At 44.8% G+C, this 22,524-nt stretch carries 22 protein-coding genes; 10 read left to right on the top strand and 12 right to left on the bottom strand.

Going from position 1 to position 22,524, the window contains the following annotated elements:
* Positions 1-861: a phosphogluconate dehydrogenase C-terminal domain-containing protein gene (locus tag FHS17_RS09410; protein ID WP_167278116.1), complete on the bottom strand. Its 861-nt coding sequence runs from the start codon at positions 859-861 to the stop codon at positions 1-3.
* Positions 862-1,114: 253 nt separating this feature from the next.
* Between FHS17_RS09410 and FHS17_RS09405 the strand changes: the two genes are divergently transcribed.
* Both FHS17_RS09405 and FHS17_RS09400 read left to right on the top strand, forming a co-directional pair.
* A complete protein-coding gene (locus FHS17_RS09405) occupies positions 1,115-1,921 on the top strand; it encodes a sugar phosphate isomerase/epimerase family protein (protein ID WP_167278115.1) in 807 nt (268 codons plus the stop codon).
* Between the two features lie 12 nt (positions 1,922-1,933).
* On the top strand, positions 1,934-2,575 hold the full coding sequence (locus FHS17_RS09400; protein ID WP_167278114.1) for a GntR family transcriptional regulator: 642 nt from the start codon (positions 1,934-1,936) through the stop codon (positions 2,573-2,575).
* Between the two features lie 161 nt (positions 2,576-2,736).
* On the opposite strand, the gene FHS17_RS09395 is transcribed toward FHS17_RS09400, so the two are convergent.
* The 3 genes from FHS17_RS09395 to FHS17_RS09385 form a co-directional block, all read right to left on the bottom strand.
* Entirely contained in the window at positions 2,737-3,489 is a 753-nt protein-coding gene (locus tag FHS17_RS09395) for a carboxymuconolactone decarboxylase family protein (protein WP_167278113.1), read from the bottom strand.
* A 104-nt stretch (positions 3,490-3,593) separates the two neighbouring features.
* Positions 3,594-4,484 (bottom strand): ATP-dependent DNA ligase, encoded by an 891-nt coding sequence (locus FHS17_RS09390; protein WP_167278112.1) that lies wholly within the window; start codon positions 4,482-4,484, stop codon positions 3,594-3,596.
* An 89-nt stretch (positions 4,485-4,573) separates the two neighbouring features.
* On the bottom strand, positions 4,574-4,798 hold the full coding sequence (locus FHS17_RS09385) for an alpha/beta-type small acid-soluble spore protein (protein WP_167278111.1): 225 nt from the start codon (positions 4,796-4,798) through the stop codon (positions 4,574-4,576).
* A gap of 400 nt (positions 4,799-5,198) precedes the next feature.
* Between FHS17_RS09385 and FHS17_RS09380 the strand changes: the two genes are divergently transcribed.
* Positions 5,199-6,440: a mechanosensitive ion channel family protein gene (locus FHS17_RS09380; RefSeq protein WP_167278110.1), complete on the top strand. Its 1,242-nt coding sequence runs from the start codon at positions 5,199-5,201 to the stop codon at positions 6,438-6,440.
* A 62-nt stretch (positions 6,441-6,502) separates the two neighbouring features.
* On the opposite strand, the gene FHS17_RS09375 is transcribed toward FHS17_RS09380, so the two are convergent.
* Positions 6,503-7,528 carry a phosphodiester glycosidase family protein gene (locus tag FHS17_RS09375; protein ID WP_167278109.1) on the bottom strand — a complete coding sequence of 342 codons (1,026 nt, stop codon included), beginning with the start codon at positions 7,526-7,528 and terminating at the stop codon, positions 6,503-6,505.
* A 360-nt stretch (positions 7,529-7,888) separates the two neighbouring features.
* Between FHS17_RS09375 and FHS17_RS09370 the strand changes: the two genes are divergently transcribed.
* The 4 genes from FHS17_RS09370 to FHS17_RS09355 all read left to right on the top strand — a co-directional run bounded on the left by FHS17_RS09370 (position 7,889) and on the right by FHS17_RS09355 (position 11,973).
* The gene (locus FHS17_RS09370) at positions 7,889-8,443 is read left to right on the top strand and encodes a C39 family peptidase (RefSeq protein WP_167278108.1); all 555 of its coding nucleotides are present in this window, start codon (positions 7,889-7,891) and stop codon (positions 8,441-8,443) included.
* A 65-nt stretch (positions 8,444-8,508) separates the two neighbouring features.
* A complete protein-coding gene (locus FHS17_RS09365) occupies positions 8,509-9,828 on the top strand; it encodes a spore germination protein (protein ID WP_167278107.1) in 1,320 nt (439 codons plus the stop codon).
* A gap of 1 nt (position 9,829) precedes the next feature.
* Positions 9,830-10,921: a GerAB/ArcD/ProY family transporter gene (locus FHS17_RS09360; protein WP_167278106.1), complete on the top strand. Its 1,092-nt coding sequence runs from the start codon at positions 9,830-9,832 to the stop codon at positions 10,919-10,921.
* Between the two features lie 29 nt (positions 10,922-10,950).
* The gene (locus FHS17_RS09355) at positions 10,951-11,973 is read left to right on the top strand and encodes a Ger(x)C family spore germination protein (RefSeq protein WP_243865250.1); all 1,023 of its coding nucleotides are present in this window, start codon (positions 10,951-10,953) and stop codon (positions 11,971-11,973) included.
* An 82-nt stretch (positions 11,974-12,055) separates the two neighbouring features.
* Here the strand turns inward: FHS17_RS09355 and FHS17_RS09350 are convergent, their stop codons facing one another.
* The 4 genes from FHS17_RS09350 to FHS17_RS09335 all read right to left on the bottom strand — a co-directional run bounded on the left by FHS17_RS09350 (position 12,056) and on the right by FHS17_RS09335 (position 15,085).
* Positions 12,056-13,036 (bottom strand): aldo/keto reductase, encoded by a 981-nt coding sequence (locus tag FHS17_RS09350; protein ID WP_167278104.1) that lies wholly within the window; start codon positions 13,034-13,036, stop codon positions 12,056-12,058.
* A 233-nt stretch (positions 13,037-13,269) separates the two neighbouring features.
* A complete protein-coding gene (locus tag FHS17_RS09345) occupies positions 13,270-13,503 on the bottom strand; it encodes an NIPSNAP family protein (protein ID WP_167278103.1) in 234 nt (77 codons plus the stop codon).
* A 1-nt stretch (position 13,504) separates the two neighbouring features.
* Positions 13,505-14,443 (bottom strand): magnesium transporter CorA family protein, encoded by a 939-nt coding sequence (locus FHS17_RS09340; RefSeq protein WP_167278218.1) that lies wholly within the window; start codon positions 14,441-14,443, stop codon positions 13,505-13,507.
* Between the two features lie 159 nt (positions 14,444-14,602).
* On the bottom strand, positions 14,603-15,085 hold the full coding sequence (locus FHS17_RS09335; RefSeq protein ID WP_167278102.1) for an NTTRR-F1 domain: 483 nt from the start codon (positions 15,083-15,085) through the stop codon (positions 14,603-14,605).
* A 268-nt stretch (positions 15,086-15,353) separates the two neighbouring features.
* Between FHS17_RS09335 and FHS17_RS09330 the strand changes: the two genes are divergently transcribed.
* Both FHS17_RS09330 and FHS17_RS09325 read left to right on the top strand, forming a co-directional pair.
* Positions 15,354-16,586 (top strand): MFS transporter, encoded by a 1,233-nt coding sequence (locus FHS17_RS09330; RefSeq protein WP_208420272.1) that lies wholly within the window; start codon positions 15,354-15,356, stop codon positions 16,584-16,586.
* Between the two features lie 151 nt (positions 16,587-16,737).
* Positions 16,738-17,721: a glycerophosphodiester phosphodiesterase family protein gene (locus tag FHS17_RS09325; RefSeq protein WP_167278101.1), complete on the top strand. Its 984-nt coding sequence runs from the start codon at positions 16,738-16,740 to the stop codon at positions 17,719-17,721.
* A gap of 78 nt (positions 17,722-17,799) precedes the next feature.
* On the opposite strand, the gene FHS17_RS09320 is transcribed toward FHS17_RS09325, so the two are convergent.
* The 3 genes from FHS17_RS09320 to FHS17_RS09310 are packed head-to-tail and all read right to left on the bottom strand — an operon-like array spanning position 17,800 to position 20,608.
* Complete coding sequence (locus tag FHS17_RS09320) at positions 17,800-18,786, bottom strand: ABC transporter permease (protein ID WP_167278216.1); 987 nt, start codon at positions 18,784-18,786, stop codon at positions 17,800-17,802.
* Positions 18,779-19,768, bottom strand: coding sequence for an ABC transporter ATP-binding protein (locus FHS17_RS09315; protein ID WP_167278100.1), 990 nt, complete (start codon positions 19,766-19,768; stop codon positions 18,779-18,781). The genes FHS17_RS09320 and FHS17_RS09315 overlap by 8 nt, the downstream gene beginning before the upstream one ends.
* Positions 19,769-19,780: 12 nt before the next feature.
* Positions 19,781-20,608 (bottom strand): GDSL-type esterase/lipase family protein, encoded by an 828-nt coding sequence (locus FHS17_RS09310; protein ID WP_167278099.1) that lies wholly within the window; start codon positions 20,606-20,608, stop codon positions 19,781-19,783.
* Between the two features lie 447 nt (positions 20,609-21,055).
* Here FHS17_RS09310 and FHS17_RS09305 point away from each other — a divergent pair, with 447 nt between their 5' ends.
* Complete coding sequence (locus FHS17_RS09305) at positions 21,056-22,414, top strand: vWA domain-containing protein (RefSeq protein WP_167278098.1); 1,359 nt, start codon at positions 21,056-21,058, stop codon at positions 22,412-22,414.
* Positions 22,415-22,524: the final 110 nt, after the last annotated feature.

Raw genomic sequence — 22,524 nt, 5'->3', positions numbered from 1 at the left:
TCAGGTTTCCTTGAATTGGAGGGTGTGCAGTTTCTCGGGATGAAGCATGACATCCACTTGCTCATATACCCTTTCTGGCCGGAACAACTCTTTCCATCCCTCTTTAATCATAGCCTTGCGGCCATATTCGATGGCGACCAGACAAGCGTCTGAAAACGGATTCACTTTTTCAAACACGATCCCCAGCTGGATGTTGATATGTCCAAGCAGAAAGTCTTTGGCAGCTTCATAGGGAACACCCTGCTTTACGGCTTCCTCCATTGCCTCTCCTAATACCGTAACCATCATCGAGCTGATGGTCTCCGCCATCGTAGGCTCAAGGATAGCCATTTGCTCCACCGTAATCCGGTGAGATCTCATAACAGGAGCGAACATTTCCTTTGCCATCTGCTCCCCAAGAGTGTAGTGCTCCTCAGGGCCTTGCATTAATGCACACACAATCGCTTGTTTGGCCGCAACCCCGCCAAAGAAATCTCTCTTTGCTTCCAGGGTAATCTCATCGTTAAACACTGGGGGATGACAAGGATGAGCAACAAAGTAAGAAACATCATCCCTAGCAGGAAGTTCTCCCAGATAAGCCGCTGCCGGATCTAGTAGCATAAGCAGTGCTCCCGTCTTCATAAGAGGAACGACCTCTTTAGAAATCTGTCCGATTGCGACATCAGGTACGGCGAGAATAATCACATCCGCATCCGCTATTGCTTCTTCCTGCTTGACCGGTACAATTCCACGTTCAGTTAATCGTTCTATTCCTCTACTGCCAATCTCAACGTAAGAAACGTTGTGACTCCCTTTTTTTAAGTTGTCTGTAATTCGGCATCCCATTTTACCACCTGCACCAATGAGTGCGATTTGAACCAAAGCAAGCACCTCCTGAAGACGTTTACTTCGTATTTGGAATGAAATGACTTCGTTCTAGGGTCAGACTAACACACAACTTATCAGCACACAATATGTATACAATAAAAAATTTTAAGAATATATTTTGTATACAATGTTGTTTACAACACCTTTCTAGACGCTTATACTTTTCTATATACACATGAGCATTAGCTTAAGCTTTCGAAGTAGAATTGCCACCAAGAGCGTGTGGCAATTCTTTCAGGAGGGGTATATGAAGCTTGGAATCAGTACTTATTCTTTGACATGGTCAATAGGAATACCGGGTTATCCCGCTCCCCACCATCCGATAGGCGTCATTGATCTGTTCGACATCGCACACAGCAATCATATTAAGCTTGTACAAATTGCAGATAATCTTCCACTTCATCAGATGAGTGAAGCTGAGCTGTTATTCATGAAGGAATACGCGGATTCTCTAGGAATCGAGATCGAAATCGGTACCAGGGGAACTAACCCGGAACATCTCCTTCTCTATTTGCGTATTGCCAATTTACTTGGCTCTACTCTTTGCCGCACACTGATTGTAGAGGAGAATCTAACCAATCCTTTACGCGAACTTCAAGAGGTTTTGCCTCTCTTTGAACAAGCAGGAGTTCGAATCGCTGTTGAAAATCATGGTCTGCATACTACGAAACAGCTCGCTTCCCTATTTGATGCCTGTAATCATCCCTTTATCGGCTGCTGTCTGGATACCGTCAATTCTTTTAGTGCGCTTGACTGTCCAAAAACCGTTATTCAGGATCTCTCTTCTTATGTCATCAATCTCCATTTGAAAGATTTCGACATTACAAGAGTAGATCATCAAATGGGCTTTATGGTTTTGGGTAAACCGGCAGGGTATGGTAAATTGGATATAGACGGACTATTGCAGACATTTCGTAATAGTCAAAGAGACTCAAATGTTATTCTCGAACTCTGGACCCCTTTTACCGATACGGTTGAAAAGACCATCGCATTGGAGCGCCAATGGCTGGAACAAAGTCTTCATCATTTGCAAACGAACTATTTTTCTGAATAGGAGAATTTTATAATGTCAGGTACAACAATCACATTGAAAGAAAAGGCATTTATTCATCTTCGCAAACTGATTTTGAATGGTGAACTTAAACCTGGAGAAGTATTAACGGAACGAATGCTTGTGGAAATGATGGAGATGAGCCGGACTCCCATCAGAGCTGCTCTGGAGCGGCTTGATGCCGAAGGATTAGCTAACTATACGCCTAATAAAGGATTAGTCGTAGCCGAGCTGTCTCTTCGCAAGGCCATAGATTTATATGATTACCGGGTTGCGATGGAATGTTTTGTCGTCCGTAAGCTCGCTTCCATGGAGCTCGAAAAAAGTGATCTAAAATGGTTCGAGCAGAATTTGCGGCAGCAGCAAACCCATGTCGAAAAAAGCGATTACGCCCTTTTTACAGAAGCAGACACACAGTATCACCGCAAGCTTGTCGAAATTTACGCAAATTCGGAAATCTCTCAAGCGATGGAGCGTCTTCAGGATCAGCTGTATCGAATTGCTATGGGCGTTCTTCGTAAGGATCGGACAAGGATCAGCGTTTCCTATGACGATCATCTTCGGATTTTCCAGTTTATTCAGGCAGGAGAGGCAGACAAAGCTAGTCAAGCCATGGAGGAGCATCTGGAATTCGGTAAGCGGATTTTGATTATGTGATGCAAATAAATCCCCTTCATTATCCACTGCGGATAATAAAGGGGATTGCTAATTTCCGATTACTTTATCGCCCTCCTTAAGCAACTTATTAATCATTTCAAAGCCAAAGCAGCTGCTTACACCTGTAATTAGCCAAGTACATCTTATCTTCTTCCTTATCTCTATTTTACTGTTGCTTCATTTACGCATCGGAGAGCATTCAAGCTGCGCGGATAACCAATGAAAGGCAAACATTGAGAAATAACTTTGATAAGAAAACTTTTATCATTACCTAGCCTTATATTAGCGGCAGCATGGCTGATCAATTGTGGTTCACATCCACCCTGAGCTAAAAGAAAGCAGAATGTTATCATCTCTCTTTGTTTGTAGTCGAGTCCTTGCCTTGTATAGTAATCCCCAAAACAGTTTGCTGCGAGCCAGTGATTGATATGCTTACTCTCTTCCGGTCCTGATTTCCAGAATTCCTGCATGCTTTCTCCGAATATATCTACCTGTGCTTGAATCCCTGCTTCCAACCGAGTTTCCATAGTTGTAGTTGCTTGTCCTGGTAAAGGCAGCTCAACCCCTCGTGCTGTCAGAATCTCATTCACGGCATGCAAAAAAGGAAATACCCTTCCAATACCCAGATAAGGTACGGACTGATAAACAATTTCTTTTGCTTCTACTGGAGTCACACCAAAGTTGAGGGCTGCTGGAAGCATGGCTCTAAACTCATCGATACCTTGACATCCGATTAATACAGACAAAATGGCCATCAAACGGGTTCTGTCATCCAAATCATCCTGATTCACAACTACATCAAACGCGAAGTTATCGAACCTCTCTATAAACTCAGGGTCTGTTTCCAAGAACTTGGATTCGTAACCTGGAAACATTTTTTCATAATATTGCTTTGCTGCTTCCGTAATTCTCATCGAATATTCTCCTTTCAATTGAACAACCTAAGTGTATATTCTGGAGTTAACTCCAAGTCAAGCATGCGAAAGTACAAATTAAATTAACGATAAAAGCCCCTCGATTATCCACTACGAATAATTAAGAGGCTTTCTTCTATTTCTCCAGCGAATCCCACAAATTCAGGGGCTCGAAGCATGTTATTGGATGTCCAGTTACGGAACTTTACTTTCACTTTTAGAATGGGCTTTATATATACAAAATGTCTATCTTGACCCGTGATAATAGATGAAGCTGATTTATAGAAAGCTTTCTTGGCCTCTTGGGGAATTGCTAATTCTACACATCCAACAGGTCTGCCTTCATGTTCAATAAGCCATCCGAACTCATTCCGTCTATAGCCGCTTATGGCAACTTCAGCATGCTGATAGTTGATTATTTTAAGCCAGTCCACAGAACGTTTACTAACATATTGAGAGTCCCTCTTTTTGGCCACAATACCTGCTAAGCCATTATCTTCGATCATTTTATATAATGCCTTACCCTGCTGCCCTATAAATAATGTTGAATGGTAATAGGCGTTGGGTATAAGTATTTGTGCAAGTATTTCTTTACGCTCTTCGAGTGGTAAATGAGTTAAACTCTTGCCATTAAGGTATAGGATATCGAACACAAAATATTGTACGGGCTGTATTCTTGAAGCTTCTTTAATTTTCGTAAGCTTACCCATTTGGAATCTCTGCATAAGTCCATCAAAATCATTTGTACCATCTTCTCTAACCCTTACTACTTCACCGTCAAACACCACATCCATATTATTGCCTACTGGAACATTAAATAACTCAGGGTATTGTCTGGTTACTTCATTATGATATCGAGTAAACATATTAACTTGTCCATTTATAAAGGAAACAATAAGACGATGGCCTTCAAATTTAGGTTCAAATAAGTATTCATCGGAGTCGAAGGGTTCTTCAACTTTCTCAAGTAGCATAGGTGAGATGAACATAAGCATTCCCCTCTCATCCCAACATTATAACATCGTTTAAAGTGTTATCCGATGGTAAGTGATGTGTGAGATGGAGGGGAATTGTTATGTGCTTATTATCTTCTTGAATTGGAGAATGTTGCTCCACTTAAGGATTGTTCAGCCATTTGAACAAGACGTTTGGTGATATTACCACCAATTGTGCCTGCGTCACGAGTTGTAAGATCTCCATTATACCCCTCGGAGAGCTGGATACCGTGTTCTGTAGCCACTTCATATTTCATGCGATTCAAAGCTGCCTGAGCTTGCGGTACTACTAAATTGTTGGATTGGTTAGCCATAATAGTCAACTCCTTCTTGGATGTGAGGTTATTTTGTGGAGTTGTTGGAAATTTATTCGTTGTATAAAAATGAATTTGAATAATTGCTCTAAGGTTGACGGAACAGGAGACTTTCAGTACCATCATTAGAAAGTGTGGCTACAACCATGTTTACAAAGTAAGAATTGTCACAAACGGCCTACCAAGTCCTTTAGGATGACAATTTTATGCTTACGAAGTAAGAATTGTCACAAACGGCCTACTAAGTCCTTTAGGATGACAAATTTACGCTTACGAAGTAAGAATTGTCACAAACGGCTTACTAAGTCCTTTAGGATGACAATTTTATGCTTACGAAGTAAGAATTGTCACAAAAGGCCGATAACGGCCTTTAAGGCGACAATTCTTTTTAGGAGGAGCAATGAACTACATCAAAGATCTACTTAACGAAATGGGAATAAACCCCGATCTGTCCGTCTATCTGGCCAACATCATTCTTGTCATCATTATTGGGTTATTAGGGATGGCCGCCAACTTTATAACCAAAAGAGTTGTCCTTCGCGTTGTAACCCACTACATTCGGAACAACCGGTTCCAATGGGATAACTACTTGCTGGACCGCAAGGTGTTCCATAAGCTGTCCCATATCGTACCTGCTGTCATTATTTATTATTTTTCATTCAACTTTCCAGCTTACCAGCACTTGATTGCAAAAGGGATTGCGATCTATCTCATTGTCGTTGCCCTTCTTGTTCTGGATGCGTTCCTTAACGCGATCAATGATATTTACAGAACCTTTGACATTTCTAGAAGCCGTCCCATTAAAGGGTATATTCAGGTGGTCAAGATCTTTCTGTTTATCATTGGCGGGATTCTGGCGATCTCGAACCTTATTGGCCAGAGCCCAGTTATTCTTATAAGCGGTATCGGCGCCTTATCTGCTGTCATGATGTTAATTTTCAAGGATTCGCTGCTTGGTCTGGTTGCAGGCGTGCAGTTAACAGCTAACGACATGGTGAGGGTTGGCGATTGGATCGAAATGCCGAAGTACGGTGCAGACGGGGACATTATCGATATTTCCCTGAATACGGTCAGCGTGCAGAACTTTGATAAAACCATTACCAGCATCCCTTCCTACGCCCTTATTTCGGATTCATTTAAGAACTGGCGGGGCATGCAGGAATCTGGTGGCCGGCGCATCAAACGCTCAGTCTACATCGATATGAACAGCATCGGTTTTTGCACACCGGATATGATTGAGAAATTCAAGAAAGTCCATCTTTTGAGCGACTATATCCTCGATAAAGAGAAAGAAATTACCCGCTATAATCAGGACAATGAAATCGACCACACCGTTCAGGTAAACGGCAGAGCGATGACGAATATCGGCGTGTTCCGCGCATATATCACACGGTATATTGAGCAGCATCCGAAAATCCACAGCAGTATGACGCGAATCGTCAGACAGCTCCCCCCGGGAGAGACTGGTCTCCCCATTGAGATCTATTGCTTCATAAATGACATTAATTGGGCAACTTATGAAGGTGTACAATCGGACTTATTCGATCATATTCTAGCTGTTGCCAAGGAATTTAACCTGCATGTCTTCCAGAGTCCTTCCGGTAATGATTTTAAGAACATGCCAAGCACCGGTACTTATTAGCATCATATTAGCCATTCAAAACAAAGAGCGTTCGAAGGGAATCCTTCGAACGCTCTTTACTATTAAAGACCAGTTACCTCTTTCCCGTCCACATCTACGTGAAGGTCATCGCCGCTTTCCGGAACCAAAGCCCAAATATTAGGCAGGTAACGAGGGATATTATTTTTGGAAGAAGGAATCGTAATATTATCACCGTTAAAATACATCGAAGAGGAAGAGCCGCCATCCATACACATCGCATTTATAGCTCCACGCTCATACAGTAAGTCCTGTACTTCTTTGATACTTGCTCCAACGGAACGGGTTTGACGGCCGTCAATAACAACAAATATGATACTGCCGTCTGCTTTCTGGCCAATAGCCGTACGTGGACCCCATCCCCAGCCGCCATCGCCTTCGACCATCTTCTGACCATTTACGATGAGCTGCGGTTTAAAGCCTGCTGCAGATTGGACACCAAGCTTAACTAATTCATTTGCACTGTATTTACCGGTTATCATAACACCATCTTTTGTAATACCAGCTACAAACTCTTGTTTATTTTTATTCCCGCTTTTAATCTCGCCATTCTCAATAACTACACCAGTAGAGGCTCCACCATTGCCATGACCGTTCAAGTCCACAAAACCACTCGCATTGATTGCAGCAAGAGCTTTCGCACGCTTCGCGATCGTAAAGATCTGCTCACCATGATCACTAAGCTGCGAACTTACCAGCTTTACCCGATTCGGATTTGAGATCGTAATGATTTTCCCTTTGTAATAATGCGTAGGATTTGTATAACTCTCAATGGACTCAACATGTACGTACAGATCCTTCTCTGACTTTACGTCCACCAAGCTATCTAAGTCATCTTTGCCTGATGCACTATTTATATAATTCGGATTGTTTATATTTTCTAACATTGCATCCAATTCACTTTGAGGCAAAAAGGTGTATTTCGCCCACTGCCGATGTTGAGATGATAATATACTCTCAGCCGCCATCGCTCGAAGCCGATAACCGTGATCAGTAAAGAACATAAAGATACCCGATATAACTGCCCAAACGATAATAAAGACGCCAACAATCCCTATAAATTTCTTCACTTATTACATCCTTTCTGTGCGGTATTGAGTTTTCATCTAGCGATCGAAGTTGAGTATTGATGAAAATCTCTCTTTCACCCTTAGGATGAAAGCCCATTATAAATGTAGCAGCTACGCAAATGATAGAAGCAAATATTATCAGCTACTTCTTAATAGACGTAACAAAATGAAAAATAAGTGCAGGTGAACGCAATTTTTTATAATTAAAAGTTTTCCATATTGGTATCAAATCCCCGTTAGCCTTTATGACTGCGGGTTTTTTATTTTATACATGGTATCTGCCGGGGCTACTTTTATTCAAGAAGTGCATACGATGAATGAGGAAATTCTATCATTCTATCAATGTGCAGGGGGATAACAGTGGCAAATAAACTGGTCTACTACAGTCAAAAAGATAAACGTTGGTCGAATCTTTCATTTACCATTACCGGCAACAAGAAGCAGACAATCGGGACAAGCGCCTGTGGACCTACAGCCTTTGCTATGGCGGCAAGCTATTTTCTAAGGCGGGCTGTTCTGCCGACAGAAGTGGCAAAGTTCGCATTAGACAAGGGATACCGCACACCAAAGAAGGGTACAGAGTGGGAATTCATTGTGGCGGCTTCGAAGTATTATAAATTGGGTTGTATTCAAACCGATGCATGGAGAACCGTACAAAAAGCGCTCTCAGGCGGGGCCCTTGTCATTGCAACGATGGGGCCAGGACACTTGACAAGTGTAGGTCATTTCATACTTATGGTAGGTGTTTCGGGCAAGTGGGTTCATGTTTTTGATCCTAACCATAACAACAAGAAATACGGGAATGATGGTCTGATTAAACAAATTGTAAAGAATAATGGCAAGATTTCCGTACATCTCTCCGTGTTACAAAAAGAAGCTCGGCAATATTGGATCATTACAAAAATGCTTGGATAAGAGTAGCAATGTAAATTAAGGACATAATAAATTTGAAATTTATTCCTGCGAGGAGAACAACCGATATGGCAGCAATAGATGAAGTAAACGTCTACTTCTCTTCCTACCCGGATTTCGTGCATCAGAAATTGCAAATTGCTTCTGAGACTTTTACGATCGCCGGTCTAAAATCGTTAATTAATTTCCCTCAAACGATGTATATGGTTAGAGATCCACTGCTCTCAGCTGCCATTAACAGGCTGGAGCTTCTTGATATCTTCACTGGACTTGGCCAAGCAATCGCATTGGATACGAATACAATCATCTCTGAAATCAGTGACGGTATGCTTATCGCTGTTCATGATGCTACAGGTAAGGTTATCAGTATTTATCCTGTACCTCAGCCAAACAGCAGGTCTATCTCTTTGCCCACAATGGAGAATAATGTAGGTGGTTCTAATAGTGCGTTTAACGAGGACCTAAATTCCAATCTTGTTCTGCTTCGCAGCCATTTGAATGACAATGACCTCAGAATAAAGACTTATTCGTTTGGCAATGACAAGAAAAACACAGTGATGCTGTGTTTTTCGGAACAAACCATTGATCCAACCCTACTGGACACATTGACACAGAAGCTTGAGGCTAATCTAAATACGGAAATTTCAAATCTAAAGGAGCTTTCCTCGGTCTTTCAGTTTTCGAAATTTTCTCTGGTTACCCATTATATGACCCACGAGCTTCCACAGAATGCCGTTCGAGCCATCAAAAACGGAAGAGCTGTTCTTTTCATTGAAAGACTGCCGTTTGCCATTATTTTGCCAAGCCTTGTATCCGATATGTTCATTACGGAAGATGATTTGAACCATCCGCCTGTATTTAGCTGGATGCTCAAAATCCTGCGCATAATCGGATCACTAACAACGTTAATTTTTCCCGGCCTATATGTTGCTCTGGTCTCGGTTAACCCCGATGTATTACGCTTTGAGCTGGCTCATTCCATTGCAAGAAGCCGCCTTGATGTGCCGTATCCGGCAATCATTGAAGCCCTTCTTCTGCTCGGTATCATGGAGTTAATTATGGAAGCTATTATTCGGCTCCCTACCAGTATCGGGCCTACCGTTACCATGGTTGGCGGTATAGTACTTGGACAAGCCGTGGTCGATGCCAAATTAGTAAGCAATCTTCTCATTATAGTGCTTGCCGCTGCTACTATTGCTAACGCCACCGTTGTAGGGTTTCAAAACTCCTATACACTCCGATTATCTAAGTATTTGCTTTTGATTCTGTCGGCGTTCCTAGGGGTGCTTGGCCTATTGTCAGGACTTGTCATTCTATGTGCTTACTTGGCTGGTGTCCGAACACTTGGTATTCCATATTTGCAATTGATCCGGGCTAAAGGAGATTGAAATGTCAAACCTTCAAGTTTCCACAACTTACATTTTGACCCATCTGGGGTTAATTTTTTTCTTATACCCCAGCGATGTAATCGATAGTACGAACGAAGCACAATGGCTGCCCGTACTTACTGGGTTCGTGTTTCATCTTTTAATCATATTCGTTTATCTCAAGGGGTTACGTTATTTTCAAGGTGAGAGTATCGTGAACATTCTTTTGAGAAAAAATAAAATAGTGGCCTGGGCTGTTTTATTACCTATGCTGCTTTATTTGTCATGGATTATGATAATAGCGGTTCGTTCATTTTCAGAAGTCATTTCTATCGCCTTTTTATCCAACACTCCGATATGGATTCTAATATTGCTCCTTCTCCTTGTCCCAGGCTTTATGACTTTGCACGGGAAGATCGGAGGCTTGCTCAGATTGTCGATCATGTTTAGCTGCTTGTTCGTTATACCCATTGTTTTTGTACTTGCAACTTCATTCCAGAATGTCGATTGGCATTACTTGTTTCCGTTATGGCCTGGTCCTAGAGCGCTTCATTTTCTGACGCATCCTTCCTTTTACAAAAGCTTGTTTGCTTATTCGGGCGGATTTTTACTGCTTGGATTTCTTCCGTCCTATACGGTTTACAAGCCAAAGGCCGTTTTCTGGGGAAGCTTAGTGATTCTCCCTTCCTATTTGATTGCTGTATATGTACCGGTTCTGACTCTAGGCGAAGAAAGCGCGCGCCAGCTTCAATTCCCTTATCTCTTTATTGTAGACACAATCTCAATCAACTGGCTCATGTTTGACCGGATCAATGTGTTCTTATTACTCAGTCTGGTTGCTTTCTGCATGTTTTTCATAGCTGCAACCATGTTTCAGATTCTTGAAATCGTTCGGCTTGGTATAAAGGACATTAGCCCTAACTTTCTGGTGCCAATCCTTATCACTTACTCTTTAATCATATGCCTGTTTATTCCGGATTGGAAAACCGTGGATCTTCTCTTCCAATGGAATACACCCTTACGACTATATGTAGCCTGCGTAACTCCTGTCGTTGTACTAGTAATAGGATGGTTACACGCAAGGAAACTAAAACGCGAGTTGAACAGCACATGATACTGCGAATCTTAATAGGACTTACATTCATGACTATGCTTAGCGGATGCTGGGACAACAAAGATATTAACCACCGCGCCTTACCAATTGCTATGGGAATTTCTTATCAGAATGGAAAATATAAGATATATCTGGATATTCCAAAGGTAAGCGAAAGGAATGCAGGGATTCAGGTTATTACAGCCACAGGAGATTCCGTTAGTTCAGCCGTCGATAATATCAGCATGAATATGGAGAGTCAGCTGGATTTGCTTCATTTGAAGGTTATTATCGTGGATAAAACTTTTGCACACCGAGGATTGGATGAAATAGTAGACAGCATAATCCGTTCTCGTCACGTTTCACCAAAAACTATGTTTGTTATTTGCGATGAACCGCTTGACCAATTTTTTAAACGAATTAACAATCCATCTAACGGAGATGGTAATGAAATCTACGATTTTTTCCAAAAAAACTCCGGATGGAATCCTGAAATTGCCTATACGCCCGTGTGGAAAGTGTTCAGAAGCATCCATTCTTATACTCATGATGTTGTCCTCCCTGTCATTCAATCTGGCGAGACAACGGCAATCCAAAGTAATGGGTCCGGAATTCTCAAGAACGGTAAGATGGTGGGGCGTTTAAGTAATGAACAAACCTTATTGTATAACGTATTTAACGGGATTAGTTTGGATGGAAAAATCGAGGTTACAGGTAAAGCTACCCTTCAACTTGTTAACAGCCATATCCGACATCAAACTAAGTTAGATAATAAAAACCCCGAGATGTATTGTACGCTCCATCTAAATGTCATTATTCTGGATGCAACAGGACACCCATCTACAAAAGAGATCAAATTGGAGCTACAGACTCTTCTGCAGCGCAGGTTAGAGCAGCTTCTCCAAAAAGTCCAGCGTACCCAAGCAGATATCTTTGGCATTGGCCAGCATTTCCGTAATGATCTTACGAGGACAGAACTGGCAAATTGGCGTACGGAGTATTACCCTCACGTCAAAATTAATCTTAAAGTAATAACCACGATCCGTAATACGGGCAATCTGAAGCTGCCTTGATTGCTTGAAAAGTGTCAAAACCCCGTAAGCCCTATGGCTACGGGGTTCTGTATAAGGCGCGGAGCCTATCCTGCGGTTGCCATTACCACGCGTAAGCTTGCGGAGCGTCTCCGCCTGGTCCTGGGAATATTTCATCCAGATGTTTCATCGTTTCTTCCGTAAGCTTGATATCGACCGCACGCAGCGTATTTTGGAATTGCTCCATTGTCCTTGGCCCAATAATTGGCGCCGTCATGGCTGGATGCATCAGGGTCCAAGCCAGTGCGACATTCGCTTCACTCTCGCCGATTTCCCGGCATAGGTCGGTAAACCGCTCCAGCTTCTCCCGGTTAGCTTCCACCCGTTCCTGGGAGCGCGTGCTTCTCGCGCCGCCCGACGCCTTCAACGCATTTCCACCGAGCAAACCGCCGTCGAGCGGACTCCAAGCAATGACGCCAATCCCGTGCTCTAAAGCAGCAGGAAGCACTTCCAACTCGGGCAGCCTGCACAACAGACTATATTTATGTTGTTCAGAAACGAGTCCCAGCATATGTCTTTCTTTTGCTTCATATTGGGCTTTCACCAAGTCTCTCCCGGCAAAATTGCTGGATCCTACATACCCGATCTTCCCCTGATTCACTTGCACTTGAAACGCTTCCCAAAGCTCGTCCCAGCTTACGTTGCGGTCTACATGGTGCATTTGATACAGTTCAATATAATCCGTGTTTAAGCGGCGAAGCGACTCCTCCAAGTGGCGGCGAATTTTGTAAGCGGACAATCCGCCTGGTCGATTGGGTCCGTCCAAACCGTTTTCCATGTCGCCATATACTTTGGTTGCCAGAACCACCTTTTCCCTGCGGCCACCTCCCTGCGCAAACCATCGCCCGATGATTTCCTCGGTCCTACCCTTGTTTCCTTGTCCGCCGTAAACGTTCGCGGTATCGAAAAAGTTGACTCCCGCGTCCACCGCGGCGTCCATGATCCGGAACGATTCCTTCTCATCCGTTTCAGGACCGAAATTCATCGTGCCCAAACATAATTTGCTAACCTTCAAGCCGGATTTACCCAGGTATGTGTATTCCATGTACTATTCCTCCCGATTCCCTCATTTTAATCCATTCGTTTACTTGTCTGGAGTGAACGCTTAACCTCGCCTCATCCGTTATGCTAGGGTGTGTATAGATCCTGCTAGAAATCCCACGCCTTCTAAGGCTCAACTATTCATTAAATAAATCTGATTATTTTGACAACCTTGATTATAGAGAATCCAACTTGACATGAGAAGAAGTGAAATATTTTATATATAGTTACTTCAAGTTAACTAGCAATACTCTCGTGCATCCGAGAACTGCTGCATTGAATCACCGGAAGAAAAAAGAACTGATCGACACGTTCGACAATTTTTCCGTTCTGTTCGGATTTTTGTTTTACGTCATTCCATTCCATGTCCTGAGCAAAAGTTTCCCACTGTCTTATCCGTTCTTCCATGCTTTCGTATTTCATCATGTATAAATCTTGAGCCGTCTCATTCGCGAACAGGAGTCGTAACAAATTAGAACATCCTCCTCTTCCATAGTACCAACCCGATCCAAGCAACAAAAATGAATGCTATGATCAGTGTTAGAATCCAAGAGAAGGGGTCTTTATCCGCAATAGGCAAGGCCACATTCATACCAAAGAAACTAAACACAAGTGTAGGCAAAGTTAGAAAAACGGTAAATAACGTAAGAGTTTTCATTGTTTTATTTAATTCATTGGATATGAGTGAAGAATACGAACCTGTTATGCTGTTCAAAATTCTTGTATATAATTCTGTCGTTTCAATCCCTTGATTATTTTCAATTTTTAGATCTTCTAGAAGATCTTTGTCTTCGTCATATAATTTCATGGAACTGGTGCGAAAAAGCTTGGTTATCACATCCGCATTAGCCTTTAAAGAGGTGAGAAAATAAACTAAACTTTTTTCAATCTCCATGAGGTCATAGAGCTGTTTATTCGTTAAGGAATCACGCAAATGACTCTCGATTTTAAGACGCTGCTTGTTGAGAAGCTTTAATTTCTCTATATACTGAGTTGAAAATAATAATAGCATCTCTAATGCAACACGATTCTTCATCGCGGTGTTCACATTTTTCTTAATTAAATGATCTAAAGAGTTAGTGGATTGGTTACATACCGTAACAATGTAATCCGTTCCTAAGATGATTCCAATAGGAATCGTAATATAAGAATCAAATTGAAGATTACTACCATCAATAATGGGAAAATCATTAATAATTAATGTACAATTCGTCTCTTCATCATATTCAATCCGTGCACTTTCTTCTAAATCTAACGGATCTTCTAAAAATTCCATGGGGATATTACAAAGCTGAGCCACCTCTTTAAGTTCTTCCTTTGACGGCGCAGTAATATGTATCCAGCTATTCTTTTCAAAGTTTGCTATTGTTTCCAGAATGCCATCAGGAGAAGACTTATAAGTAATCAACATCATATACACTCCCTCACATTTAGAAAATGATTGCTGAAACTCATAAGTTACCTTAAACACAGTATCTCCAACTTTAAGTGAAAACGTTACATATTTGATGTCGAATTTCGCTTAAAGAGGAAAGAACAGGACGCACCTGTTTCTTCCCTTTTCATTTGCTTAGCCAAGGTCCAAAGCGCTGTTCAGCAGCTGTACATCATCGACAAACAAGTCTACCGAATTGGCCAGCGAACTGTTCATGATGAAAATTTGAGCAATGGTCCCTCCCGAGAAGGCAGGTGCCACGTTGAAGTAAGCAGTCTTCCAGTTATTCGCTGTGCCGTCCGGCAGTCGGGAAGGCACTGTGGCTATAAGTCCCGTATTCTGAAAAGCGAGTCCGGTTGTGAAGTAAAAGACACCAATAGTGACGGATGGTCCGAGACCAGAGCCGTTCTTCGATAACGCAACCATCAGCTCGAAGCTGTTGCTGTCAGGTACACTAACGAGCTTATAGATATAAGAACCGGACGTCCCTCCTGCAACCTGGGCGGAGTTCGAGCCGGTATGGCTGTAGGTTGAATTGAGGCCAACTGTCCCGGAGGTCACCCACCCTGTCAGTCCCGCTTCGAATCCGCTATTTGTGACATAATTTATGATGCTCATGCATGTTTCCCCCTCTCATAGATGAATTGTGAAGCTAACTCATTCTATGAAGGCTTGTACGGCTTGGTTCTTCCAATGGCCTTGCTCGAAGCCTATTTCATAGAGTAAAGAGAATCATAGGATAGGCTGGACTTCCCTTTCTTCTTCTTCCATTTTCATTTAAAATAATTACACTAAATAAACCTAGACAAGTTTCGGTAAGTTGAAACCATGTACTCGGCCTAATTTTTCTATCTCTCATTCGCACAACAAGAAAGGATGGCTTGTCTTGAGTGTAAAAAGTTCGTCCGTCCTCCATAACCGCTCGTTCTTGCGTTTATGGATCGCACGGATTTTCTCAGCTAGTGCTTTTCAAATTTTGTCCGTCACTATTGGTTGGCAGATGTACGATCTGACGGGCAGCGCCTTTAAACTTGGCCTCGTTGGCCTGGCTCAGTTCTTGCCCATGCTGCTGCTGACTCTGCCGGCGGGGCAGACAGCGGATCGCTACGATCGCCGTACTATCGTCTTTCTTTGTCAACTAATGGAGAGCGCCGTCGTCGTCTTGCTCGTCATCGGAAGCATGCAGGGCTGGCTCGATCCTATCCATTTATTGATCGCCGCCGCTATTCTCGGCGCTTGCCGTACCTTTGAAGGCCCGGCTTCGGCCGCGCTCGTGCCGGACATCGTGGAACGCGAGCAGTTGCCTAAGGCAGCAGCCTGGTCCGCCTCGGCGATGCAAACGGCAATGATCGTCGGCCCATCGCTTGGAGGTGTCCTCGTCATCTGGGGCATTTCTTTTGCTTACATGACAACCCTGGTCGCACTCCTGGTATCCGCCTTGCTGATTTTCTTCGTCAAGACCGTCCATTTCGTGAAGAAGCTGGAAACCATCAGCATGGACACCTTCTTCAGCGGACTACGGTTCGTATTTGCTCGCAAAATCATTCTGGGCACCATCTCGCTCGACCTGTTCGCCGTTCTGCTTGGCGGCGCTACTGCTTTGCTGCCGATCTTTGCCGAGGATATCCTGAAGACCGGTTCGCTTGGTCTAGGCCTGCTTCGCTCCGCGCCGGCAGTCGGCGCGATCGTCGTTTCGCTGATCCTAACGCGGTATTCGGTTGAGAAGGCCATCGGGAAGACGCTATTTGCCTCGCTCGTGATTTTCGCGTTAGCAACAATCCTGTTTGGCGTCTCCCGTAACCTCTGGCTATCGCTCTTCGCGTTGTTCCTCACGGGCGCTTCAGACGTCGTCAGCGTTGTCATCCGTTCGACGCTCGTACAGGTTAACACGCCACAAGAGATGCAGGGCCGCGTCAATGCCGTCAATTCGCTGTTCATTGGCACATCGAACCAGCTCGGCGAATTCGAGTCCGGCACGATGGCTGGATTAGTTGGCGCCGTGCCTGCGACCGTCATCGGCGGCGTTGGCACCCTAGCCGTCGCTATCATCTGGATGTATGGGCTATTCCCTATTCTAAGGACACAGAAGACGTACTCGGTCAAAGATGGGAAAGAATAATGATTTTTTAACCGCATTTGCCGTTTATGGCAGTGCGGTTTTCTTTTGTCGTATCAGTCAAACGTAACTAAGTAATCATTGAAACCGATTGATCGCATGGATAGAATTAGAGCAACTGCTGAAATGCAGTTCAGCTTGGAAGGAGCAGCCCATGAATCGATTTAGGAAGATGATTAAAAGTAAACCATTTATCATTATTGCATTACTCGTTGTATTAATTTTTTTGAATAATACCTCCTTGTTTAGCCAACCGTCAGGCGGCAGCCCGGTTTTACTTGCCCATCGCGGACTGGCGCAAACTTTTACAATGGAAGACATTCAGAACGATACCTGCACAGCTGAGCGAATCTATAAGCCAGAGTACCCATACTTAGAAAATACGATTGCCTCAATGGAGGCGGCTTTTGCTGCAGGCGCAGATATCGTTGAATTTGATGTTCATATTACAAAAGATGATCAATTTGCTGTTTTTCACGACTGGACGTTGGACTGCCGGACAAACGCTAAAGGCGTGACCCGGGATTATACGATGGATGAATTGAAGCAGTTTGATATTGGCTATGGGTATACGGCTGACGGAGGCAAAAGTTATCCTTTCCGAGGCAAAGGAATTGGTCTAATGCCTTCGTTAACAGAGGTATTAACTCATTTTCCGGATAAATCCTTGCTTATTGATGTAAAAAGCAATGATCCTCAAGAAGGCAGGCTCCTGGCTCAATATTTGACTGATTTACCGGAAGATCAAAGAAGCAAGCTTGCCGTTTATGGAGGAAATGAACCAATTGCAGCCTTAAAAGAGAAGCTTCCCGATATGCGGGTGATGTCAAAAGCTACAATGAAGAAATGCTTGATTCCTTATCTAGCCGTCGGATCAACGGGTTATATACCTGCCGCATGCAAACATACGGAATTACATATTCCCGAGAAGATTGCTCCGTTCCTGTGGGGATGGCCAGACAAATTTCTAGATCGGATGAAAAAAGCAGATACGCGGGTTGTGATTTTAGGTGGGGATGGCAGTGATTTTTCCAGCGGCTTTGATACCATGGAAGATCTGAGACGCTTGCCTGACGGCTATTCGGGCGTCATCTGGACCAATCGGATCGACCGGATTGCTCCAGCCTATAATCGGTAGTTGCCAATTTATCAACTACTCACTTCACAAAAAAGCAGCCAATCAATTAATCGGCTACTTGATGTTTTTTAAGCTGTTCTAATTCAAGATATCCTGTCTCGTAAAGACGGAGAACGAAACGACCAGGGAAATAATCCCCCAGCAGGCCAAAATGACTAACGAGAAACCGAGCGACATGCCCGTGATCGGCGGCGGCGATCCTGCCAAATAATCCGTCAGCTGCAGATTGACAGAGAAGATGAATTTCGCACTGTGCCAAGAAGAAGCCATGCTCGATAAGATCGTTCCGGAAATGACGGCCGCCATCATCGTCACGATGCTCCCGGCCGTGCTGCGCACGAGCACGGACACCATCAGCGCGAGCAAGGCCACCGTCATGGCCGACACCCAGATCAACCCGGCTTCCATCAGCAGATAAAGCCATTGCGGAATCGCGTGCACGAGACCACTTTCGACTGACGAACCATTGATGAAAAAACCTGTAAATACGGGCATTCCCCACCCATTGTAGCCCAATAGCGCGCCTGATATTAGATAACAGAGAACGGCGCTGACCACTACAGTCAATGACACGTAGAGGCTTAGCGCCACGAGTTTGCTGAACAGGATCTTCCATCGACGCACGGGCCGCGTCAGCAGCATCTTAATCGTGCCCGACGTGCGTTCACCCGATACAAGGTCGGAAGCGAGGGCAAGGACGAGTAGCGGGAAGAACAGCGTCACCGCGTTCGATAGGAAGATTCGAGTGAACGTGACGCCGTCCGGTGAGTTCGGATTGACATCGTGATCCAGGTAATACTGAAGCTGCTGCACAGCGATCTGCCGCGAACGCTTCCATTCGTCCGGGATCCTGTCGCTCGAGAGCGTGTTTTGGTATTCGCTGATTTGCTGCACGAGCTGATTGCGCCAATCCTTGAAATTCTTCTTGTTCGTTTCGGTGATGCGAAGCTGCGCATACGTAAAGATCGGAATGAGGGTCAGCAGCACGAGCACGATGACGAAAAACCGCTTCTTCTTCCAGATCTTGAGCGTCTCGTTTTGTATGAGCGGGAGCAGTCTATTCAATGCTTTCACCTTCTGTCATCCGTAAAAATAACTGCTCCAGCGTAGGCGCGATGCTGTGCACCGACACGATGCCGATGCCGGCGCGCACCGCTTTCTCGACCAGAGCCGAGATCCGATCCGGGTTCATCGCCGTTATGAGCGCCTCCTTCATCCCAGCGAGCAAGCTCTCGTCGATCCGGTGCTCGTGCTCCAGCACGAGTTCAACGTCGCCCTCGCCGGCGAGCAAGCGACGCCCCGCCTCCGGCTGCTCGAATTGCCAGACGACGTAATTGTCCGCGCCATGGATCAGCTCATCCACCGTACCGACGGCCAGTACCTTGCCGCGGCTAATGATCGCAACGCGGTCGCACATCATCTGGATCTCGCTCAGCAGGTGGCTCGAGATGAACAGACTCATACCCTGATCTGCCAGCATGCGGACGAATTCCCGCAGTTCCTTGATGCCTTTCGGATCGAGCCCATTCGTAGGTTCGTCCAGAATGAGCAGCTTCGGCTGACCGAGCAGCGCCTGCGCGATGCCGAGCCGCTGACGCATGCCGAGCGAATAGGTTCTTACTTTATCGTGGATGCGCGCGTCGAGGCCAACGATGGCTGCAACTTCGCGAATGCGTGCATTATCGATGCCGCGCTGCATGCGCGCGAAATGCTCGAGATTTTCCCAGCCCGTTAGGTAGGAATAGGCTTCAGGATTTTCGACGATGCACCCGACGTGACGCAGCGCGGCTTCGGGATGTCGGCCGATATCTTCGCCACAGATCAGAATCTCGCCCGAAGACGGCTTAATCAAATCGACGAGCATGCGAATCGTTGTCGTTTTTCCGGCTCCGTTCGGCCCGAGAAACCCGAAGATTTCGCCGGCACGGACCTCGAACGTGATGTCGTTGATGATCGTCTTGCCGCTGATTTGCTTCTTAATATTGCGCACGAACAGCACGACGTCCTGATGGGCTGACTGCCCTGCCTCCTGTCTTTCGTATTGCATGCGCGTTCCCTCCTATTCCAATGACTGCACGATACGGGCGGCGATTTGTGCGTACCCGTCGTGATTGGGATGAAAATGATCCGACGACAGGTACCGTCCGATCGCGTTCTCGAACAGATCGAACGTCGGGACCATCGTCATGTTGGGGTATTGGTGAAGCAGCGCGTACGCCCGTTCGTTCCACTGCTGGATCTGAAGCGAGCCGCCACGATATTCCGGGATATCGTAGAACGGATTGTACAAGCCGACGTACACGACCTGCACATTGGGATTGATCGCATGCAGCCGCTTCAAGACATGCGCCAGCCGTTTTAGATCCTTTGGCAGCTCGGCCTTCAGCTTATTCAGGTTTAATTCGCCCGCTGCCTTGACCGGACTAGTGCCCGAGGCGATCTGGAACAGATCATTCCCGCCGATGGTGAAGACGATTACATTCGCCTGCCTGAGCGCGAAGCTGTAGCCCTTATCGGTTTCCAGCAGTTGCTCCAGCCGATCGGCTTTCAAACCGTTGACGGCCAAATTGTTATTGAGCCGCACGGACGTGTCCGGATATTTCTGCTTCAGCAGCGCGACGACCTGCTTGACGTAACCCTCGCCAGACGCGTCACCGGTTCCTTTCGTCAGTGAGTCGCCGATGGCCGTGATCGCAATGTCCTTGCCTTCGCTCAGCTTTCCTCCCGCCGGCAGCGCCGGCACGTTCGCTCTTCCCTCGAACACCTCACCTTTCGGATAAAGCATGTCCTTGACTGCGAATCCAAACCCCGCGAGCAGCAACAGGGTCGACAAAACGGCGGAAATGCCGATGATTCTCCATAAGTTTTCAGAGGATAACGGTCTCATCTGGGTGGTCTCTCCTCGATTGTTTGAAATCAATGGCTTTCACAAATGCTTAGTCTTTTTAAAGTAATGCTTTCTAGATTAATTTGCAAATTTCGCCCATCTATAGAAATAATTGAACGGCGAATAAAAATCCGTGCACGCCAGCGGCTGATCACCCGGGAATTCCGGGATACGGTCGAATCATGAATGCTCGGATAAAATCAAACGGTGCCCGATGGACAAGATCGAACCGATCTTAGCCACTTTCGTTTTGGAAGAGTTGGCAAGCGCCCAAATGATAGGCTTTTGCATTATAGTAATCTGTCCATTAGCTACCCCATCTTTGTTCCTTCCTATTCTTAATATTTGCTCAGGATTTTGATTAACAGTTGATACTGGAGAAATTAGGAAATATAATCTAACCTGAAGTCTTGTTGAGGCGTACAAAAAAATTTCTCGGAGGTAGAGATGAATCGATGGTCGATCTTAATCGTTGTTACCTTAATCGTTTTCCTTGCTGGCTGCAGCAATGAACCGGCAAAGAATGTCCCGATAAACCAGAGTTCATCAAATGCAGATCAAGATGAACCGAGCTCAGACACCCTAGCCCCAGTGGATGCCAACCAGAGCGAACCACAGACGTCCTTAACAGCGGAAGAGCAATTAATGAAAGCTCCAGGAAAGTTTGCCGGTGCGAACTACAACGAACAGAACGTCCAAGCGGCCTTGGATCAATTGCCAAGCGATTTGACAGCTGATCAATACGCAGAAGAACTGCTGCTCCTTTTAGCCGAAGACTATCGCCCTTATGTGACCACGTTCATCAATTTTGAAACTGAAATTAGAGTTAATAATGAACGACCAAATGGCAATATGACATTACCCGAAAGCAAGAAGCTGCACATTTCAATCTTGCTTGATGCCAGTGGCAGCATGCAGGCAAAGATCAACGGAATTTCGAAAATGGATTCCGCAAAAGAAGCAATTCAGAGCTTTGCAGAAAAAATGCCCGATAATGCGGAAGTATCTCTACGAGTTTATGGAAATAAAGGCACGGCAAGTGAAAAAGATAAAGAAGTATCATGCAACAGTACGGAAGAAATTTTCCATGGTCAAGGCGACCAGGCGGATCAAATCGGCAAGGCTCTTGAACCAATAAAACCAGCCGGATGGACACCGATTGCCAATGCCCTAAAATCCGTCAAACAAGATATTAATCCGGAAACAACTAATTCCCTTGTCTATGTGGTAAGCGACGGTATTGAAACCTGCGGAGGCAATCCGGCGCAAATTGCCAAAGAACTCAATCAAGCTAAAGTGAAGACCGTCGTGAATATTATTGGTTTTGACGTGGATACCGAAGGACAGAAACTACTTAAGCAAGTTGCTGCAGCCGGCGGCGGCGAATTTACTTTCGTCGATAACGACGAATCACTCAAAAATTATCTAGATAAAGCCTATGATAAATTACGCGGCGAGTGGATCAGATGGAAAGAACAAGGAGAAGGCCAGGCAAACATACAAAAGGAGCAGAAACAAGGGGAAATCAATGTAGCCCAAGAAACAATGCAAGGTTTGATCGTTACAGAAAATACGAATCTGCTTGCAGCTTTGAGATATCTAGAGACCAAAAATGACATAAACGTCCCCCATAGCGAGCTCTTACAAATGATTACCGAGCGTAAAAATTTCGCCATGAACTATGCTCGCGACACCGGGAAACGCCTGTATAATGAAGTTACGAAAAACGGAACTAACGTATATGACGATATTAAGGATGAAGGAGATAAACAAATCGAAGACCTGACAACTAAGAAAACAAAATGAATGCGAGTAAGCATCCGCACTTAGATTTCTAAGTGTGTATGCTTCTTTTTTGTTGCTTATATTGCAAAAAAAGCAACTACCCACCAGAAAGGTTGAGTAGCTGCTTACAT

Source organism: Paenibacillus lupini (genome assembly GCF_011761355.1).
Classification (GTDB): domain Bacteria; phylum Bacillota; class Bacilli; order Paenibacillales; family Paenibacillaceae; genus Pristimantibacillus; species Pristimantibacillus lupini.
Note: the sequence above shows the minus strand (reverse complement) of the source record. Positions and strands in the feature narration are given on the sequence as shown.

Coding starts and splice junctions, on each gene's coding strand:
- FHS17_RS09365 (WP_167278107.1), top strand. CDS start 8,509: ATGGCAGCAATAGATGAAGTAAACGTCTACTTCTCTTCCTACCCGGAT.
- FHS17_RS09325 (WP_167278101.1), top strand. CDS start 16,738: ATGAATCGATTTAGGAAGATGATTAAAAGTAAACCATTTATCATTATT.
- FHS17_RS09395 (WP_167278113.1), bottom strand. CDS start 3,489: ATGAGAATTACGGAAGCAGCAAAGCAATATTATGAAAAAATGTTTCCA.
- FHS17_RS09400 (WP_167278114.1), top strand. CDS start 1,934: ATGTCAGGTACAACAATCACATTGAAAGAAAAGGCATTTATTCATCTT.
- FHS17_RS09405 (WP_167278115.1), top strand. CDS start 1,115: ATGAAGCTTGGAATCAGTACTTATTCTTTGACATGGTCAATAGGAATA.
- FHS17_RS09385 (WP_167278111.1), bottom strand. CDS start 4,798: ATGGCTAACCAATCCAACAATTTAGTAGTACCGCAAGCTCAGGCAGCT.
- FHS17_RS09335 (WP_167278102.1), bottom strand. CDS start 15,085: ATGAGCATCATAAATTATGTCACAAATAGCGGATTCGAAGCGGGACTG.
- FHS17_RS09360 (WP_167278106.1), top strand. CDS start 9,830: ATGTCAAACCTTCAAGTTTCCACAACTTACATTTTGACCCATCTGGGG.
- FHS17_RS09390 (WP_167278112.1), bottom strand. CDS start 4,484: ATGCTTATGTTCATCTCACCTATGCTACTTGAGAAAGTTGAAGAACCC.
- FHS17_RS09305 (WP_167278098.1), top strand. CDS start 21,056: ATGAATCGATGGTCGATCTTAATCGTTGTTACCTTAATCGTTTTCCTT.
- FHS17_RS09315 (WP_167278100.1), bottom strand. CDS start 19,768: ATGCAATACGAAAGACAGGAGGCAGGGCAGTCAGCCCATCAGGACGTC.
- FHS17_RS09340 (WP_167278218.1), bottom strand. CDS start 14,443: ATGTTGATTACTTATAAGTCTTCTCCTGATGGCATTCTGGAAACAATA.
- FHS17_RS09350 (WP_167278104.1), bottom strand. CDS start 13,036: ATGGAATACACATACCTGGGTAAATCCGGCTTGAAGGTTAGCAAATTA.
- FHS17_RS09310 (WP_167278099.1), bottom strand. CDS start 20,608: ATGAGACCGTTATCCTCTGAAAACTTATGGAGAATCATCGGCATTTCC.
- FHS17_RS09380 (WP_167278110.1), top strand. CDS start 5,199: ATGAACTACATCAAAGATCTACTTAACGAAATGGGAATAAACCCCGAT.
- FHS17_RS09355 (WP_243865250.1), top strand. CDS start 10,951: ATGACTATGCTTAGCGGATGCTGGGACAACAAAGATATTAACCACCGC.